The 16,134-nt window shown below is 71.5% G+C and carries 9 protein-coding genes; 5 read left to right on the top strand and 4 right to left on the bottom strand.

The window, feature by feature from the left end:
- Positions 1–95: 95 nt before the first annotated feature.
- Genes IEY81_RS04675 through nagB form a run of 4 tightly spaced genes read left to right on the top strand, consistent with a single transcriptional unit; the run spans position 96 to position 4,325 of the window.
- Positions 96–1,133 carry an ROK family transcriptional regulator gene (locus tag IEY81_RS04675; RefSeq protein WP_229787349.1) on the top strand — a complete coding sequence of 346 codons (1,038 nt, stop codon included), beginning with the start codon at positions 96–98 and terminating at the stop codon, positions 1,131–1,133.
- Positions 1,133–2,599, top strand: coding sequence for a glycoside hydrolase family 3 N-terminal domain-containing protein (locus tag IEY81_RS04670; RefSeq protein ID WP_189117303.1), 1,467 nt, complete (start codon positions 1,133–1,135; stop codon positions 2,597–2,599). The genes IEY81_RS04675 and IEY81_RS04670 overlap by 1 nt, the downstream gene beginning before the upstream one ends.
- The gene (locus IEY81_RS04665) at positions 2,596–3,537 is read left to right on the top strand and encodes an ROK family protein (protein ID WP_189117302.1); all 942 of its coding nucleotides are present in this window, start codon (positions 2,596–2,598) and stop codon (positions 3,535–3,537) included. Before IEY81_RS04670 ends, IEY81_RS04665 begins: the two co-directional genes overlap by 4 nt.
- Positions 3,528–4,325 carry a glucosamine-6-phosphate deaminase gene (nagB, locus tag IEY81_RS04660; protein WP_189117301.1) on the top strand — a complete coding sequence of 266 codons (798 nt, stop codon included), beginning with the start codon at positions 3,528–3,530 and terminating at the stop codon, positions 4,323–4,325. The genes IEY81_RS04665 and nagB overlap by 10 nt, the downstream gene beginning before the upstream one ends.
- 207 nt (positions 4,326–4,532) lie before the next feature.
- Here nagB and galT read toward each other — a convergent pair whose 3' ends face one another.
- From galT to IEY81_RS04640, 4 genes are all read right to left on the bottom strand, one after another.
- Positions 4,533–5,630: a galactose-1-phosphate uridylyltransferase gene (gene galT / locus IEY81_RS04655; protein WP_189117300.1), complete on the bottom strand. Its 1,098-nt coding sequence runs from the start codon at positions 5,628–5,630 to the stop codon at positions 4,533–4,535.
- Positions 5,631–5,795: 165 nt separating this feature from the next.
- Positions 5,796–7,364 carry a serine/threonine-protein kinase gene (locus IEY81_RS24450; protein ID WP_189117299.1) on the bottom strand — a complete coding sequence of 523 codons (1,569 nt, stop codon included), beginning with the start codon at positions 7,362–7,364 and terminating at the stop codon, positions 5,796–5,798.
- Positions 7,361–8,764, bottom strand: a complete 1,404-nt coding sequence (locus tag IEY81_RS04645; protein WP_189117298.1) for an FHA domain-containing protein — start codon at positions 8,762–8,764, stop codon at positions 7,361–7,363. The genes IEY81_RS24450 and IEY81_RS04645 overlap by 4 nt, the downstream gene beginning before the upstream one ends.
- The gene (locus tag IEY81_RS04640) at positions 8,757–9,590 is read right to left on the bottom strand and encodes a PP2C family protein-serine/threonine phosphatase (RefSeq protein ID WP_189117297.1); all 834 of its coding nucleotides are present in this window, start codon (positions 9,588–9,590) and stop codon (positions 8,757–8,759) included. Before IEY81_RS04640 ends, IEY81_RS04645 begins: the two co-directional genes overlap by 8 nt.
- A 230-nt stretch (positions 9,591–9,820) precedes the next feature.
- Here IEY81_RS04640 and IEY81_RS04635 point away from each other — a divergent pair, with 230 nt between their 5' ends.
- On the top strand, positions 9,821–16,126 hold the full coding sequence (locus IEY81_RS04635) for an Ig-like domain-containing protein (protein ID WP_189117296.1): 6,306 nt from the start codon (positions 9,821–9,823) through the stop codon (positions 16,124–16,126).
- Positions 16,127–16,134: the final 8 nt, after the last annotated feature.

Below are 16,134 nucleotides of genomic sequence, written 5' to 3'. Positions count from 1 at the left end.
ATGGACTAACAAACATGTCCAAGGCGAGACGGCGAACTCTGCGACCCATCGGGAAGCTGTTGCAGGAAGACGCGCGCCGTCACCATCGCTCGCTCGTGCTCCAGCACCTCTTCGCGGTGGGCCCCGCGAGCCGCGCCGACCTGGCCCGCGCCTCGGGACTGACCCGCGCGACGGTCTCCGACCTGGTCGGCAGCCTGCTCGCGGACGGCCTCGTCGAGGAGCTCGGTGCGCCCGTGGAGAGCCGGGTCGGGAAGCCGCCGATGCTGATCGGTCTCGCCGCCGATGCGACCCACATCGTCACCATCGACGTCTCGGGTGACGACTCGGTCGTCGGCGCGGTGCTCAACCTGACCGGCGATGTCGTCCACCGCACCACCCGCTGTCGCGAGGGACGCACCGGCAGCGAGGCCGTCCGCCTGGTGAAGGACCTGATCACCGAGCTGATCGCGAGCACGGACCGCCCGACCCTCGGCATCGGGATCGGCAGCCCCGGTGTCGTCTCGGCCGACGGCACCGTGGTCGCCGCGCCCAACCTGGGCTGGTCCGACGTCGCGCTCGCCGAGCAGGTGCGCCGGGACACCGGCCGGCCGACGTACGTCGCCAACGACGCGAACACGGCGGTGCTGGGGGAGTACACCTTCGGCCAGTCCGGAGACGGTGGCCTGATGCTCGTCCGGGTCGGCACCGGTGTCGGTGCGGGGCTCGTGCTCGAGGGCGCGCTGCTGCACGGCTTCGTCGACGCGGCCGGTGAGGTCGGGCACGTGACGGTCGACCCCGACGGTCCGCAGTGTGCGTGCGGACGCAACGGCTGCCTGGAGACCTTCCTCGCGGTGCCGCGCCTGCGCGAGCGCCTCGAGACAGCTCACGCCGATGCGCTCGTGGAAGCCGGCGTACATCTTGGAAAGGCATTGGCGCCCGTGGTCGGAACCCTCAACCTTCACGAGCTGGTCCTCTCCGGGCCGGCCGATCTCCTCGACGGGCCGCTGCGGGAGAGCGCCGACCGGATCATCCGCGAACGGACGATGCCGGTCAGCGGCGAGCCGCTGGAGTTCCGTACGTCGACGCTCGGCGAGGACGTGGTCATCGTCGGCGCCGCGGTGCTGGTGCTCGCCGGAGAGCTGGGGGTGTCGTGATGCCCGAGGCCTCCCGCTCCCACGTGGAGACGCTGGCGCTGCGCGTCCAGGTGCCCGCCTTCGCCGGTGCCACGCTCCCCGACGACTATGCCGAGCTGCTCGGCGCCGGCCTCGGCGGGATCTGCCTCTTCGGCACCAACACCGCCGCTGGCGAGGAGTCCGTACGCAGCCTGGCGGCCGAGATCAGGGCGGCCTCCGCCACGGGTGGCTGGGACCCGGTGATCACCATCGACGAGGAGGGCGGGGACGTCACCCGGCTCGAGGCCCTGACCGGCTCCTCGGTGCTCGGTGCCGCCGCGCTCGGCGCGGCCGACGACCTGTCCCTGACCGAGGAGACCGGCCGGGCGATCGGCACGCGGCTGGCCCGAGCAGGCGTCAACCTCAACCTGGCGCCCGTCGCCGACGTGAACTCCAACCCCGACAACCCGGTGATCGCGACCCGGTCGTTCTCCCGCGACGCCGGCGTCGCAGCCAAGCACGTCGCCGCCTGGGTGCGAGGCATGGAGTCGACCGGCGTCGCCGCCTGCGTCAAGCACTTCCCCGGTCACGGCGACACCGGGCAGGACAGCCACGTCGCGCTGCCCGTGCTCGACGTCGACCTGGCCACGCTGCGCGACCGCGAGCTGGTGCCGTTCCTGGCCGCGGCCGAGGCCGGCGCGGCCTCGGTGATGACCTCCCACATCGTGGTGCCGGCGCTCGATCCCGAGCTGCCCGGCACGCTCTCCGCGCCCGTCCTCGGGATGCTGCGCGACCTGGACTTCGAGGGGCCGATCGTCTCCGACGCGCTCGACATGGCGGGTGCTTCGGCGACCCGCGGCATCCCGGCAGCAGCCGTGCTCTCGCTGCGGGCCGGCGCCGACCTGCTGCTCCTCGGCCCGGAGAAGCCGGTCTCGCTGGTGCGCGAGACGGCCGATGCGATCGTCGCCGCCGTCGAGTCCGGTGAGCTGCCGCTGGACCGGCTCCAGGACGCGGTCGCACGCATCGACCGGCTGCTCGCCGACCTCGCCGACTCCGCAGAATCCTCGTCGGACCGTCTCGGCGACCCCGACCCCGACCCCGGGTTCGCGAAGCGCTCCGTCGAGGGCGCCCGCCGCGCGCTGGCCGCCGTGAGCGACCTCACCGGCATCCCCGACCTCACCGGAGCCCGGGTCGTGACCGTCGACACCGCTGCCAACATCGCCGTCGGCGACGTGCCGTGGGGGATCTCGCCGGACCTCGTCCTGCGGCCCGGCGACCCGCTTCCCGACCTCCCCGACGTGCCGCTCGTCGTGCAGGTGCGCGACGCCCATCGGCGTCCCGAGGTCGCCCGGATCGTCGCCGACCTCCCCGGTGTGGCGGTGCTGGTGGAGTGGGGATGGCCCGGTGCGTACGACCCGGGCGTGCCCCGGCTGTGCCCGCAGGGCTACTCGCTGCCGGGCGTGGCCGCGGTCACCGAGGTGCTGAGACGATCGGGCTGGACCCGGTGAACGGCTCACGGGTCGGCCTCGACATCGGCGGCACCAAGATCCACGGCATCGCCATCGGGCCGGACGGCGACGTACTGGCCGAGGACCGCGCCGCCACCACCCTCGGCCCCGAGGGGGTCGTGAAGAGCGCCGCGGCCGTCGTCGCGAGCCTGCGCGCCGCGCTCGACGGTGGCGAGATCAGCTCGATCGGCGTTGGCATCCCCGGCATCGTCGACACCCGTGCGGGCACGGTGAAGCACGCTGTCAACCTCGGTCTCGACGGGGACGCGTTCCCGCTCGCCGCGCTGCTCGGTGAGCGCACCGGAGCGGTCGTCACGCTCGAGAACGACACCAACTCGGCCACCCTGGGCGCCCACGCCGTCGAGGACGTCGACGACCTCGTCTATCTCTCGCTCGGCACCGGCCTGGCCGCCGGCCTTTACCTCGGCGGAGCGCTCCGCCGCGGGTTCCACGGCGCCGCTGGCGAGGTCGGGCACCTCCCGGTCGACCCGGAGGGCCCGGTGTGCGGGTGCGGCCAGCGCGGATGTCTCGAGCTGGTCGCCTCCGGAGCAGCGCTCGCGGCCGCCTGGCCGACCCCCACCGGCCACCCTGCCGAAGCGCTCTTCGCGGCAGCCGCCGCAGGTGACCCTGCTGCCGTCGCCGTGCGCGACCGCTTCGCCGACGGTGTCGCCGCCGCCGTACGCGCCCTCGCTCTCGCCGTCGACCCCGAGCGTGTGGTCATCGGCGGCGGTGTCGCCGCCATCGGCGAACCGCTGCGCGAGGCGATCGCAGCCGCGCTCACCCGGCAGGCCGAGAGCTCGCCGTTCCTCACCTCTCTGGAGCTCGCCTCCCGCCTGCGGGTCGTCTCCGCCGCTCCCGTCGCGGCCATCGGCGCCGCCCTGATCACCCCGTCGAACCGCTCGCGCGGACCGATCGAAGGAGGACTGGCATGGAAGTAGTCGTTCTCGAGGACCCCGCCGCGGTCGCCTCCCTGGCCGCGGACACCATCGAAGACGTCGTACGCCGCCGGGCAGCCGCCGGCACGCCGGCCGTGCTGGGCCTGGCCACCGGCTCGACGCCGCTGGCGACGTACGAGGAGCTCATCCGGCGCGCCCGAGCCGGCCACGGGCCGTCCTACGAGGGCGTGCAGACCTACAACCTGGACGAGTACGTCGGGCTCCCCGACGGTCACGAGCAGTCCTACCTGGCGACCATCCGGCGCGAGTTCACCGACGCGATCGGCATCCCGCCCGAGCGGGTCCACGGTCCCGACCCGACCGAGGAGACGCTGCCGACGGCGGGTGAGCGCTACGAGGAGGCGATCGTGGCCGCGGGCGGGATCGAGGTGCAGATCCTGGGCATCGGCTCCGACGGCCACCTGGCCTTCAACGAGCCCGGCTCCTCGCTGGCCTCCCTGACCCGGATCAAGACGCTCACCGCGACCACCCGGAAGGACAACGCCCGCTTCTTCGGCTCGCCCGAGGCCGTGCCCCACCACGTGCTCACCCAGGGGCTCGGCACCATCACCCGGGCCGGCCACCTGCTGCTCCTCGCCACCGGCGAGGGCAAGGCCGAGGCGGTCGCTGCCGCGGTCGAGGGGCCGGTCTCGGCGAGCTGCCCGGCCTCCGTCCTCCAGCTCCACGGCCACGTGTCCGTCCTGCTGGACGAGGCCGCGGCCTCCCGTCTCGTACGCCGCGACTACTACCGCGAGGTCTACGCCGGAAAGCCGGACTGGCAGGGTCTTTGACAAAGTTCCGCGCGATGTCGACCGATCGGCGGGAAAGCCGCAGGTCAAAATTGCTGTGCCACATGTGAACCCACCCGGCGCTCCTCCCCGGGGATCGGGGGCGAGCGCAGCAACCGCACCTTCGGCGTCAACGTCATCGGCGTCGTCCACACCGAGTTCGAGCAGGGTGCGGGTGCGTGGCTCGACACCGACGTTTCCTGTGTCCGGTCAGACTCGGACCGCGCGGAGCCGCTCGGCAGCGGTCTCCGGCGGGATGTCGTTGATCCAGAACGCGACCCCGGACTCGATGCCGGCCAGATACTTCAGCCGGCCCGGCGCGCGCCGGATGGTGAAGATCTCCGCAGCCAGGTGCCAGGTGTCCTCGCGACCGGTCGGGGCCTGCTGCCAGCCGGCGATGTAGGGCACCGGCCCGGCGTCGTCGAGGCCGTCCATCCGCTGCAGGCACTCCTGGTAGAGCGCGGCGAGGTCGCCCATCTCGTCGGAGGTCAGTCCCGGCAGCGAGCCGACGTGCCGCCGTGGCACGACCCGGATCTCGTAGGGCCAGCGACCGGCGTAGGGCACGTACGCCACGAACGACGCGTTCTCGGCCACCACCCGCGACCCGTCGGCGACCTCGTCGGCGAGCACTTCGCACTGCAGGCACTCGCCGGTCGCCTCCCGATGGGCGTCGGCGGCGTTCACGAGCGACTCGATCCGCGGGGGCAGCACCGGCATCGCGTAGATCTGGCCGTGGGGGTGCTGCAGCGTCACCCCGATCTCCTCACCGCGGTTCTCGAAGCAGAAGACGTAGGCGATGTCCGGCATCGCGGACAGCTGCTCGGTGCGGTGCGCGAGCGCCGCGATCACGGTGCGCACCCGCTCGGGTGGGAGGTCGACGAAGCTCTGCTCGTGGTCGCTGGTGAAGCAGACCACCTCGCACCGGCCATAGCCCGGCCGTGACACGAACGGCTCTCCGGTCGCCGCCATGACGCTCGCCGTCGACAGTGACGGGAAGCGGTTCTCGAAGGACACCACGTCGTAGCTCTCGGCCGGGATCTCGGTGAGCCTCCCGTCGGTCGACGGGCACAGCGGACACTCGTCCGAGGGTGGCTTGAACGTACGCGTCTGGCGGTGTCCCGCCACCGCCGTCCACGTCGCCGTCAGCCGGTCCCAGCGCAGCTGCGAACCACCCGCCCGCGGCTCCAGCGGCCGCTCGTCGTGGACGCTGCGCAACGTCGGCTCCTCGTCGAAGAACCAGATCTCCCGCCCGTCCGCCAGCTTCGCTGACGTCGCTATGGGATTGGTCGGCGATGGGGTGTTCGGCATGCTGCCAGTATCACCCTCTGCGTACCCGTGATGAGGGCGGGGTTGGTGGTGCGAATCGGGGTACTCCAGGGAGTTTTGGCCGGTTACTCGCCAGTAAACCGGCCAAAACTCCCTGGAGTACCCCGGCAGCATGATCCGACGACCGCCCGCAGCCCCCCGCCCGAACTACTTGCTGACGCACCCCTGCGCGGCACCCTGCGAGACGTTCCCGTTCTCGCCGAGCGAGCGGACCTGGATGCAGACCTTGTCGGCGCCGTCGAGGCGTACGACGGCCTTGGAGCGGTCGACCTTGCCGCTGGTGGAGTTGTCGCCGACCCATTTGTAGCCGGTCGCGCCGGAGACGCCGGGCCAGGTGAAGACGGCGCGGTTGCCCTTGAGGGTGCCGGTGACCTTGGTGGGTGCGGCCGGGCCGGTGACGCCGGGGAGGTCGGTCTCGACGGGTGGCGGCGGGACCTCGTCGGGCTTCTCGTCCTCGCCGCCGCGGGAGAGCACGATGCCGATCACGGCGGCGACGAGGAAGAGGACGACGACACCGATGATCGCCGGGGTCTTGCTGCGGCCCTCCGCGGGGCGGGCGCCGGTGAGGACCGAGGGGCCCTCCTCCGTACGCGGGTAGCTGAACCGGGTGCGGTCGGCGGAGGCCGAGCCGGCATCCGGGTGGGGTGCCGAGGCGAGCGAGGCCGGGGGCTGGGTGATCGGTGCCTGCGCGAGGACCTGGGACGGCGGCTTGAGCTCGGTGGCCTTCTCCAGCTCCGGGTCCGCAGGCGGGTAGGGGAGGTGGGAACGCCCGGAGCCCGTGGTCGGGCCCTCGCCGCGCGCGGCCGGGATGTCGGGGACGACCGGGATCGAGCCGCTGCCGCCGGCGTCGCGGTCGAGCACCTGCACCTCGGTGCGTCCCAGCCGCAGCTCCTGCTCGATCCGCTGGAAGTGGCGGGCCAGGTCGAGCGCGGTGCGCGGACGGTAGGCCGGGTCCTTGGCCATCGCCTGCTGCAGGACGCGGTCGAGCGAGGGAGGTACGTCGGGCCGTCCCGTGGCCGGGGGAGCGGTGTGCAGGATGCGGGAGAAGACGGCACGGTCGGAGTTGTTGCCGCGCTCCGCGAACGGCGAGCGCCCCACGAGCAGGTGCCAGACGGTCGCGGAGAGCGAGTAGACGTCGGAGGCGACGGAGCCGTTGGAGGCCGAGGTGAGCACCTCGGGCGGCGACCACGGCAGCGAGACCCCGATGTCGCCCTCGTCGTCGCGCGGGCGGCCGGCGATGCCGAAGTCGGCCAGACCCGGGACGTCGTAGCGGGAGAGCAGGATGTTGGACGGCTTGATGTCGCGGTGGATGATGCCGGCGCGGTGGGCGGTCTCGACGGCGGAGGCCATCTGGATGCCGAAGCGCAGCGCGTCCTGCACCTTCATCGGGTTGTTGCGGACGCGGGCCCCGAGGTCGGCGTTGGGGTAGTAACCCATCACCAGATAGGGGCGCCCGTCCGGCGTCTCACCGGCGCTGTGCACCGGCACGATGAACGGGTGCTCGGCCAGCTCGGCCATCACCGCGGCCTCGGCCGCGAACTGCGCCCGCTGCGTCTCGGCGAGGTCGGAGGAGCGCATCAGCTTCACCGCGACCCGCACCTTCGGGTGGTGACGCTCGTAGAGGTAGACGTCGGCGAAGCCACCCGAGCCGAGCCGGCCCAGGCAGGTCATCCCGGGCAGCTCGGGGCCGAGCTCCGGGTGGGGCGCGCCGCTCACCCGAGGACCTCGTAGGTGAGGTTGATCGAGCCGGCGAGGCTCACCACGGCACCGGGCTCCAAGGCGTACTCCTCCATCGGCCGCATCTGCTGCGGCCGCCCGCCGGGCAGGGTCAGGTAGGAGCCGTTGGCCGAGCCGAGGTCACGCACCAGCACCTGCCACTCCTCCAGCCTCACCTCGGTGTGCAGCCGGCTGATGTCGGGCAGCATGACCTTCACCAGATGAGGAGGTACGCCGCCGGCCCCCGTGTTGCCGTTGGCATCCGTACGCGGCGACCGCCCGAAGACGGCGCCACGGTCGAGGACGACCACGCGTCCGTCGTCCAGCTTGAGCTGGCCGAGCGCGGGCCGCGGGACCGAGACCGGCTGCTGGTGGGGCGGCAGCGCGAGGCGGCAGATGCGGCAGGTCGGGGAGTAGGGCGGTGAGGCGTGGCCCTGCGGGCAGTAGACCGCCCACACCGTCGGCCCGCCCGCAGGCGGGATCGGAGTGGGTGTCGGGGTAGGTACGTCGCGTACCCGGGTCGCCATGTCCTGGGGCGGGTTCGGCGCGGACGGGGGCCCCGGCGGTGGCGGCATCACCGGCTGGTGAGGCGGCGGACCGGGCGGCTGATACGGCGGCGGGCTCTGCGGCTGCGGCGCGCGCGGGGCCGGCTGCGGGGTCGGCTGCACAGGCTGCCGGTCCGGCGGACCCCACGCAGGCTGGTCGGACTTCTTGGCGCCCTTCTTGCGCCACGGCAGCCCGTCGATGAGGCCCTTCTTCGGCTCAGGAGCAGGCTGGGGCGGCGTCACCGGTGGCGGTGGCGCCGGGGCGGGAGTCGGCGGAGGAGCGGGGTAGGACGGCATCGCCGGAGGCGGCGAGACGGGCGCGGGCCCGGGCATCGGCGAGGCAGCCAGGTCCGAGCGCCGGATGGTGTGGTCGAGCGGAGCCATGGCCGCGTCGACCTGCGCCTGCGCGGCCCCGTCGGGGTCGAAGACCACGTCGAGCGAGCGGGCGTGCGCAGTGTCGAGCAGCGGCTGGTCCTCCTCCATGCCGCCCCAGGCGCCGTTGGCGAGCTCGGCCCGCTCCGGCACTGCGGCGAAATGACCGTCGGACCACTTGCCGGGCACGTCGATGCCGTCGATGAAGACCGGCACCTCGTTGACGACCGCGGTCACCTTGGCTGGGGAGCGCACGGCGTACCGCACCCGCGGCCCCTCGCGCCCGACCAGCGCGAAGCCGGGAGCACGTGGTCCGTCGGCGGAGAGCAGCCCCGCGATCGCGTCGACCGGGCGCGGGTCGGACAGCGCGGCCTGCACGCCGCTGACGCGCGGATCACCGGGGCCGAGCTGCACCAGCGCCCAGCACCGATCTCCCCGCAACGCCAACCAGTGCCCCGCGCAGTAGGTAGCGGAATCACTCATGATGCGCCGAAACGTCACTTCCTGACGTCGAGACGTCAGTTTCCGACGCCGAAGCGTCACTTTCTGCCGGGGCGGTGAAGAGCGAGGGCGGAGGTGTCACGAGTACCACAGTGACATTGTCGCGCCCGCCCGAAGCAACCGCAGCGTCCACCAGCCGTTGGGCCAGGTTGTCGATGCTTCCGCCGACCCCGAGCGTCTTCGAGGTGATCTCGTGGATCTCGTGGTCCTCGAGCTCGCCGGTGAGCCCGTCGGAGCAGAGCAGGAAGATGTCGTCGGGCGCGATGTCGATCAGCCAGGTGTCCGCCTGCGGCGCCGGGTAGGTGCCGAGCGAGCGGGTGATGACGTTGCGCAGCGGGTGCACCCGGGCCTCTTCGGGGGTGATCATCCCGGCCTGGACCATGACGGCGACCTCGGAGTGGTCGACGGTCACCTGGGTGACGCCGGCCGGCGAGAGCCGGTAGACGCGCGAGTCGCCGACGTTGAAGACCAGCCAGTGGGGCGCACCCTCCGACTCCACGAGCGCGACGCCCGTCAGGGTCGTGCCCATGCCCTGCTTCGCGGAGCTGCGGGAGGCCTCCGAGGTGATCGCGGAGTTGGCGGCCTCGACCGCCTCGACGATGTCCTCGGGAACGGGGTTGATGGAGGCGAAGCGCCGCTGGAAGGTCTCCACCGCGAGCGTGCTGGCGACATCGCCGCTGGCGTGACCGCCCATCCCGTCGGCGACGACCGCCACCGCGGGCAGCATGACGAACGAGTCCTCGTTCACCTCGCGGACCCTGCCGACGTCAGTCGCTCCCGCAGCACGCAGGGCTGGGTATGCGGTCATGCTGTTCCTTTTATCGGACATTTGTCGGACATCCCGGTCGGGATGCGAAATAGTGATGCTGGAAGCGGACACTTTAGAACATCCCGTACCGTACCGGTGAGCGTGTTCACTGAGCCGTGTGCCAGGTTTGGCTGATTCGTGTGGCTTCGAACCCCGAGGCGCGCCTAGAGTAAGCCCGGCTTTTTGTGTCTGCTGGCTGTTTTGCAGGGAAGGACTTGGGGAGAGTCTTGGTGGCACGTTTCGGGATGGCGCCCGGCTGGATGCGGCGCCACAGGACCTCCATCGCGTCCTGGGCCGCCCTGGCGGTGGTCGTGAGCGGGTTGACCGTCTACGCGATCCAGTCCTCGGGCTACCCCGTGCACAAGGCCGACCTCGACGACGGCGGCATCTGGGTCACCAACCAGTCGTGGGGCACCCTGGGCCGGCAGAACCGCCCGGTCGCCCAGCTCGACGGTGTGGTCTGGGCCGACAACGAGACCGGCTCCCGGTCGGAGCGGGCCGGGCTCGACGTGGTGCAGAACGGCATCGCGGTGGCCTCCGTCGACCGCGACGCCCGCACCGTGACCCCGGTCAACACCAAGCTCGCCGAGGGGCTCGACGACGACGCCGTGACGGTGAAGGACAGCCGCGTGGTGATGGGCGGCACCACCATCGGCGTCGCCGAGCAGAAGACCGGCAAGGTCTGGCTCACCTCTGTCGACCCGACCACGGGCGTCGGCGACCTCTCCGACCTCTCCGCCTCCACGAAGCCGACCGAGACGGTCGGGGCGGATGCGGTGCTCACGATCGGCACCGACGGCACCGCGTACGCAGTCTCGGCCGCGAAGCGGACGCTGACCGCCTTCGCGACCGACGGTGACGGCTTCCGCGAGCCGGAGGAGACCAAGCTCCCGAAGAGCCCGGAGTACGCCGAGACCCCGACCTCCGCGACCGTCGTCGGCGACGAGGTGATCACCCTCGACGGCGCCGGCTGGCTGCTCGGTGCCTCCAAGGGCTCCGACGTCGCCGAGGACTTCGGTGACACCGCGGAGAGCGCGGTCCTCCAGCAGCCGTCCGAGGCTGCCAAGGAGGTCCTCGTCGGCGACGCGACCGGCCTGAAGGCGGTCTCGCTGAGCAACGGCGAGATCCGTCACGTGGCCGAGTCCGCCGGTGACCCCGCCGCTCCCGTACGCCTCGGCGACTGCGTCTTCGGCGCCTGGGCCAACGGCTCGACCGGGTCGGTGGTGACGCAGTGCGGCGAGGGCGAGCCGGTGCTGGGTGAGATCCCGACGCTGGGTCCCGCCGCCGAGCTCGAGTTCCGGATCAACCGCGGTCAGCTGGTCCTCAACGACCTGCGCAACGGTGACGTCTGGGAGATCGACGGTGCCGACATCAAGAAGATCTCCAACTGGGAGTCCTTCCAGCCGCAGACCCAGAAGCAGAACCAGAAGAAGGACAAGCAGCAACAGCAGACCAAGGCCGCGCAGGCTCCGAAGGCCAAGGACGACAACCTCGGCGCCCGCGCCGGGCGCACCACCGTCCTGCACGTCCTCGACAACGACTCCTCGGCCAAGGACTCGATCCTCAGCGTCGTCTCGGTCGGCAAGGCGTCCATCAAGGGCGTGGAGACCACCATCGCCCCCGACCGGCAGTCGATCCTGGTGACGACCCCGGAGTCCGCCGAGGGGAAGAAGACCAGCTTCAAGTACACGGTCGACGACGGGCTGAAGGGCAAGGCCGGCCAGGACGACGCCAGCGTCGAGCTCAAGATCCAGGGCTCCGGCGGCACCGGCAAGCCGACCCTGCGCGAGCACTACACGCCGACCGACTACACCGTCGCCGCCGGCGGCACCGTGGAGATCCCGGTCGTCGGCGACTGGCGCGACGAGCGCTACGGCGACCCGGTCACCGCCCAATCCCCGTCCGCCGACAAGGGCTCGGCGAGCGTGACCCCCGACGGCCTGCTGCGCTACACGGCGGCCACCGACGCCTCCGGCACCGAGAACCTCGGCTACCAGGTCACCACCGGCGGCAAGCCCGCCAAGGACAAGGTCAAGATCAACATCGTCGAGGGCGCCAACACCGCCTCCCCGGAGCCGAAGGACGACGTCGCCGAGGGCACCCAGGGCTCCTGGGTGACGATCCGGCCGCTCGACAACGACATTCCCGGCGCGGACCCGTCCAACCTCGACGCGACGCTCACCCTCGCCGGCGACGTCCCGCCCAAGGGCGGCCTCGAGGTGAGCACCGACCGGGAGACCGGCGTGGTGCGCGCCAGGGGCACCTCGCCCGGCACCTACCAGCTCAGCTACAACGCCGGTTTCGGCGCCGCGAAGCCGGCCTCGGCGAAGATCCGCGTCGACGTGAAGCCCGCCTCCCAGGCGGCCGACGAGCCGATCGCGACGCCGGACACGACGGCCGTGCTCGGCACCTCCACCCGCACCCTCGACGTCCTCGCCAACGACTACGACTCCCGCGGCCGGCTCCTCGCCGTGACCCATGCCGAGCCGGTCGGCGACAGCGACCTGACCGTCGCGGTGCTCGACGGTCGCTGGCTGCGTATCCAGGCGTCCAAGCCCGACATGAACCCGTCCACCCAGGCGATCCGCTACACCATCAGCAACGGTGCGGCCGAGGCCGAGGGGTCGGTGACGGTGAGCCAGCGCCCGCCGCTGCGCGGTGCCGAGAACGCCCCCGAGGCGGTGGACGACGAGGCGACCGTACGCGCCGCCGACTCCGTCTCCATCCCGGTCCTCGACAACGACTCGACGCCGTCGGGCGACCCTGTCGGCCTGGTCGTCGACCAGACCATGGAGACCAAGGGCCAGCTGCAGGTGCTCGGCCAGCCGACGGTCGGCGAGGCCTACATCGACGGCAACCGGGTCCGCTACGTCGCCCCCGACGACGTGAAGGGACCGGTCGACGTCGACGTCCGCTACGTCGTGCAGAACACCGGCGACCCCTCCGCGGAGCACTCCTCGGGCAACATCCGCATCCACGTCAAGCCGCTGCCGAGGAAGAAGGCCGACAACTCCCCGCCGGCGCCGAAGGCGCTCGAGTCGCGGGTCGTCCAGGGTGACGAGGTCACCCTGCGCCTGCCCACGGTCGGCACCGATCCCGACGGCGACTCCGTCTCGGTGACCAGGATCAACAGCGCGCCGTCCTACGGCCGCGTCCTCGCCCACGGCGCCAACACGATCACCTACCAGGCTTTCCCCAACGCGGCCGGCACCGAGGAGTTCACCTACGAGGTCAGCGACCCGTTCGGCGCGGTCGCCACCGGCACCGTACGCATCGCCGTGGTCGCGCCCGGGGCTCCCCAGCGGCCGGTCGCCGTCGACGACCTGGTCACCCTGGACCCGTCCAAGAAGCTGACCTACGACGTGCTCGCCAACGACCTGCGTACGCCGGGGACCGAGCTCCACCTGGCCGTGACCGACGCGGCGGAGGGCTCCGGCGTCGAGCAGCGCTCCGACGGCATCGTCACCGTCGAGGGCGGCTCCGAAGAGCCGTTCCAGCACATCCCCTACCGCGCCACCACCGGCCTCCACGAGGACACCGGCGAGCTCGCGATCCGCTATCAGGAGGGTTACGACAATCCGCCGATGGCCGGGATCGTGGTCGCCGAGCCCGAGGGCGACTCCGCGACCGCGACCGTCGACGTGATGACCAAGGTGACCGACATCGACGACGCGCTCGAGGACCTCGAGGTCGACGCGGTCAAGGGGCCCTCGGTCGGTGAGGACGAGGCGAAGCCGAAGATCGACGACGGCAAGGTGACCCTGCCGGTCGGCGACACCACCCGGGTGTGGACCTACCGGGTCACCGACCCCGACGGTGCCCAGGCGGTCGGCTCGATCTACGTCCCCGCCCGTCCCAAGGACGCCCCCTACCTGAAGCCGGGCTCCGAGCTCCAGCTCAACCCGGGCGAGACGAAGAACGTCGACATCACCGACTACGTCGAGGACCCCGAGGGTGACCCGGTGGTGCTGACCACCACCGACAAGATCGTGCCCGCCCCCGAGGGGATGCTCAACACCGGCGACACCACCGCTACGACGGTGAAGGTGACCGCCGGCGAGACCAAGGGTCCGGCGACGCTGACCTTCGAGGTCGCCGACCGCGAGAAGATCACCTCCGCCGACGCTCACCTCTCGGTGATCTCCCTGCCGGTGCAGATCGGCAAGGAGGAGCCGGAGATCAACTGTCCGAGCACCCCGGTCGAGGTGCCGGAGAGCGGCAACGGTGCGCTCGTCGACATCGCCGCGATCTGCCACGTGTGGACCGCCGACCCGGCCGACGCCGACGACCTCGACTTCACCGCCGAGATCGGCGACGGGCTCGACGGCGTGGACGTGAAGCAGGAGAACGGCGGCCTGCGGCTGCTCGCCGAGCACGCCGACGCCGGTGCCCAGGGCGCGCTGGAGATCGGCGTCGAGGGCAGCGACGCGAAGGGCCAGCTGCTGGTCAAGGTCATCGCGTTGCCGCCGCCGTCGCTCTCCCCGATCAAGCCGCTGCAGACCGAGGCCGGCAACCCGGTCGCGATCGACATCGCCGACTATCTGCAGACCCCGGTGCCCGCGGAGTCGCAGGAGATCGTGATCACCAAGCTCGATCCCGTCAACGGCGACTCACCCGACATGGGCAAGGCCAGCGGCTCGAAGATCACCTTCAACACGCCTGAGGAGGGGCACGGCCACTATCGCTACGCGATCGAGGTCAGCGACTCCGGCAAGGACTCCAAGCGAGTCAAGGCCACCGGCGTCATCGAGGTGGACGTCATCGACGTCCCCGGCGCGCCGACGGGGCTGCGTACGACCTCCGACTTCCTCTCCAACGTGGTCGCGCTGTCGTGGAACGCGCCGAAGGACAACGGCGACGACCCGATCCAGCGCTACGAGGTGGAGGCCAACGGCGACCACGTCCAGGACTGCCCCTCGACGTCGTGCCGGATCACCGGGCTGAAGAACGGTGTCGTCTACGACTTCCGCGTCCGCGCGGTGAACTCGGTCGGCCCGAGCCGCGAGTGGAGCAACTCGGCGGAGGGCGAGCCCGACGCCTACACCGGTCCGGTGCAGAACCTCCGGGTCACCCGCCAGCGCGACCACAAGGTGGAGCTGAGCTGGAGCAAGCCGGCTCCGTGCGACTGCTCCGAGGTGCAGAAGTACCGGATCAGCTGGCCGGGCGGCGGCATCAAGGACATCTCCGCCGGCCAGACCACCTATCCGGCCGCGGTCAGCTCCAACGGCGACCCGGTGCAGTTCACGGTCGTGCCGCTCAACGACAAGGGCGTCAAGACCAACAAGGGCCCGTCCTCGACGGTCGAGGGGATGGGCGCCGGCAAGCCGGACACCCCTGCGACGCCGACGTTCACCTGGGCCGACACGGCCAACAACACCGGCAAGACGGTCACGGTCTCGTGGAGCCCGGTCGCGCCCAACGGCCCCGCGCCGGTCGCCTACGAGGTACGCCGCACCGGCGGCTCCGGCGAGAAGATCGTCTGCTCGTGGGTGGCCGAGACCAGCTGTCGCGACGACGTCGCCAACGACGGCACGATCTACACCTACGCCGTCCGCGCCCGCAACGCCGAGGCGACCTCGCCGCGCGAGACCGGTGGCGGTGGCTCGCCGGAGGCACACATCTCCAGCTACTCCGCCGGCGGCAAGGTCGAGGCGGCGGCGACGCCCGACTCCGTCTCGTTCGCGAGCGCGACCCCGACCGGGGCCAACGGCACCGCGCAGATCGTCTTCACCCCGCGCGCCTCGCACGGCAAGACCAACCGCGTCGAGTGCGTACGCAACGGCTCCTCCTGCGGGAGCTGGACCTACCCGCCCGACGGCGCCGGTCAGCAGACCAAGACGATCACCGGCTTCACCAACGGGAGCTCGACCCAGGTGTCGCTGCATGCCTGCAACGGGTCCACCGGTGGCACCGGATCCGGGAGCTCCTGCGGCGCCAAGACAACGAAGAACGTGACCACCTACGGCCCGCTGGGCACGCCGTCGATCTCGGCGAGCGTGGACGGCAACAAGGTCAACTGGCGGGTCAGCTACAACCCCAACGGCAAGGCTGCGACCGTCACCGTGAAGCGCGGCGGCAACCAGGTCGCGCAGTTCAACACCGGCACCGGCGCCGGCAACCGGTCGGGCACGGACACCGCGCCCAACTGGGACACGTCCTACACCTACACCGTGACCATCAGCTCGTCCGGCCGGGCGAGCAAGTCCGACTCCGTCACGGTGAAGACCGACAAGCCGCCGGACCCGACGATGCAGGTCAACAAGGCCGGCGAGTGCTCCGGCAGCGCCTGCCCCCAGCCGGAGACCCAGTGTGGCGGCACGTGCTGGTACGTCGGGTCCACCATCACCGACCCCGCCTTCCCGGGCAAGACCTGGGAGTGCCGCACGAGCGCCACCACCTCCCGCTGGAACGTGAACATCGGGAGCAACGGCAAGGGCACGGGCAGCGGTCGCGGCTGGGTCGGCGCGAACACCCCGTTCAAGGTGACCTGCACGACCTCCGGGCGACCCAACCTGTCGAAGAACGTCACGTGGTAATGGAGAGA

The sequence above is a fragment of the Nocardioides luteus genome (assembly GCF_014648595.1).
GTDB classification, from domain to species: domain Bacteria; phylum Actinomycetota; class Actinomycetes; order Propionibacteriales; family Nocardioidaceae; genus Nocardioides; species Nocardioides luteus.
The sequence above is the reverse complement of the archived record's forward strand: the minus strand, read 5'-3'. Positions and strand labels throughout refer to the sequence as shown.

Excerpts from the sequence above, each read along its gene's own strand:
- IEY81_RS04640 (WP_189117297.1), bottom strand. The coding sequence starts at position 9,590 with ATGACCGCATACCCAGCCCTGCGTGCTGCGGGAGCGACTGACGTCGGC.
- nagB (WP_189117301.1), top strand. The coding sequence starts at position 3,528 with ATGGAAGTAGTCGTTCTCGAGGACCCCGCCGCGGTCGCCTCCCTGGCC.
- IEY81_RS04670 (WP_189117303.1), top strand. The coding sequence starts at position 1,133 with ATGCCCGAGGCCTCCCGCTCCCACGTGGAGACGCTGGCGCTGCGCGTC.
- IEY81_RS04645 (WP_189117298.1), bottom strand. The coding sequence starts at position 8,764 with ATGAGTGATTCCGCTACCTACTGCGCGGGGCACTGGTTGGCGTTGCGG.
- galT (WP_189117300.1), bottom strand. The coding sequence starts at position 5,630 with ATGCCGAACACCCCATCGCCGACCAATCCCATAGCGACGTCAGCGAAG.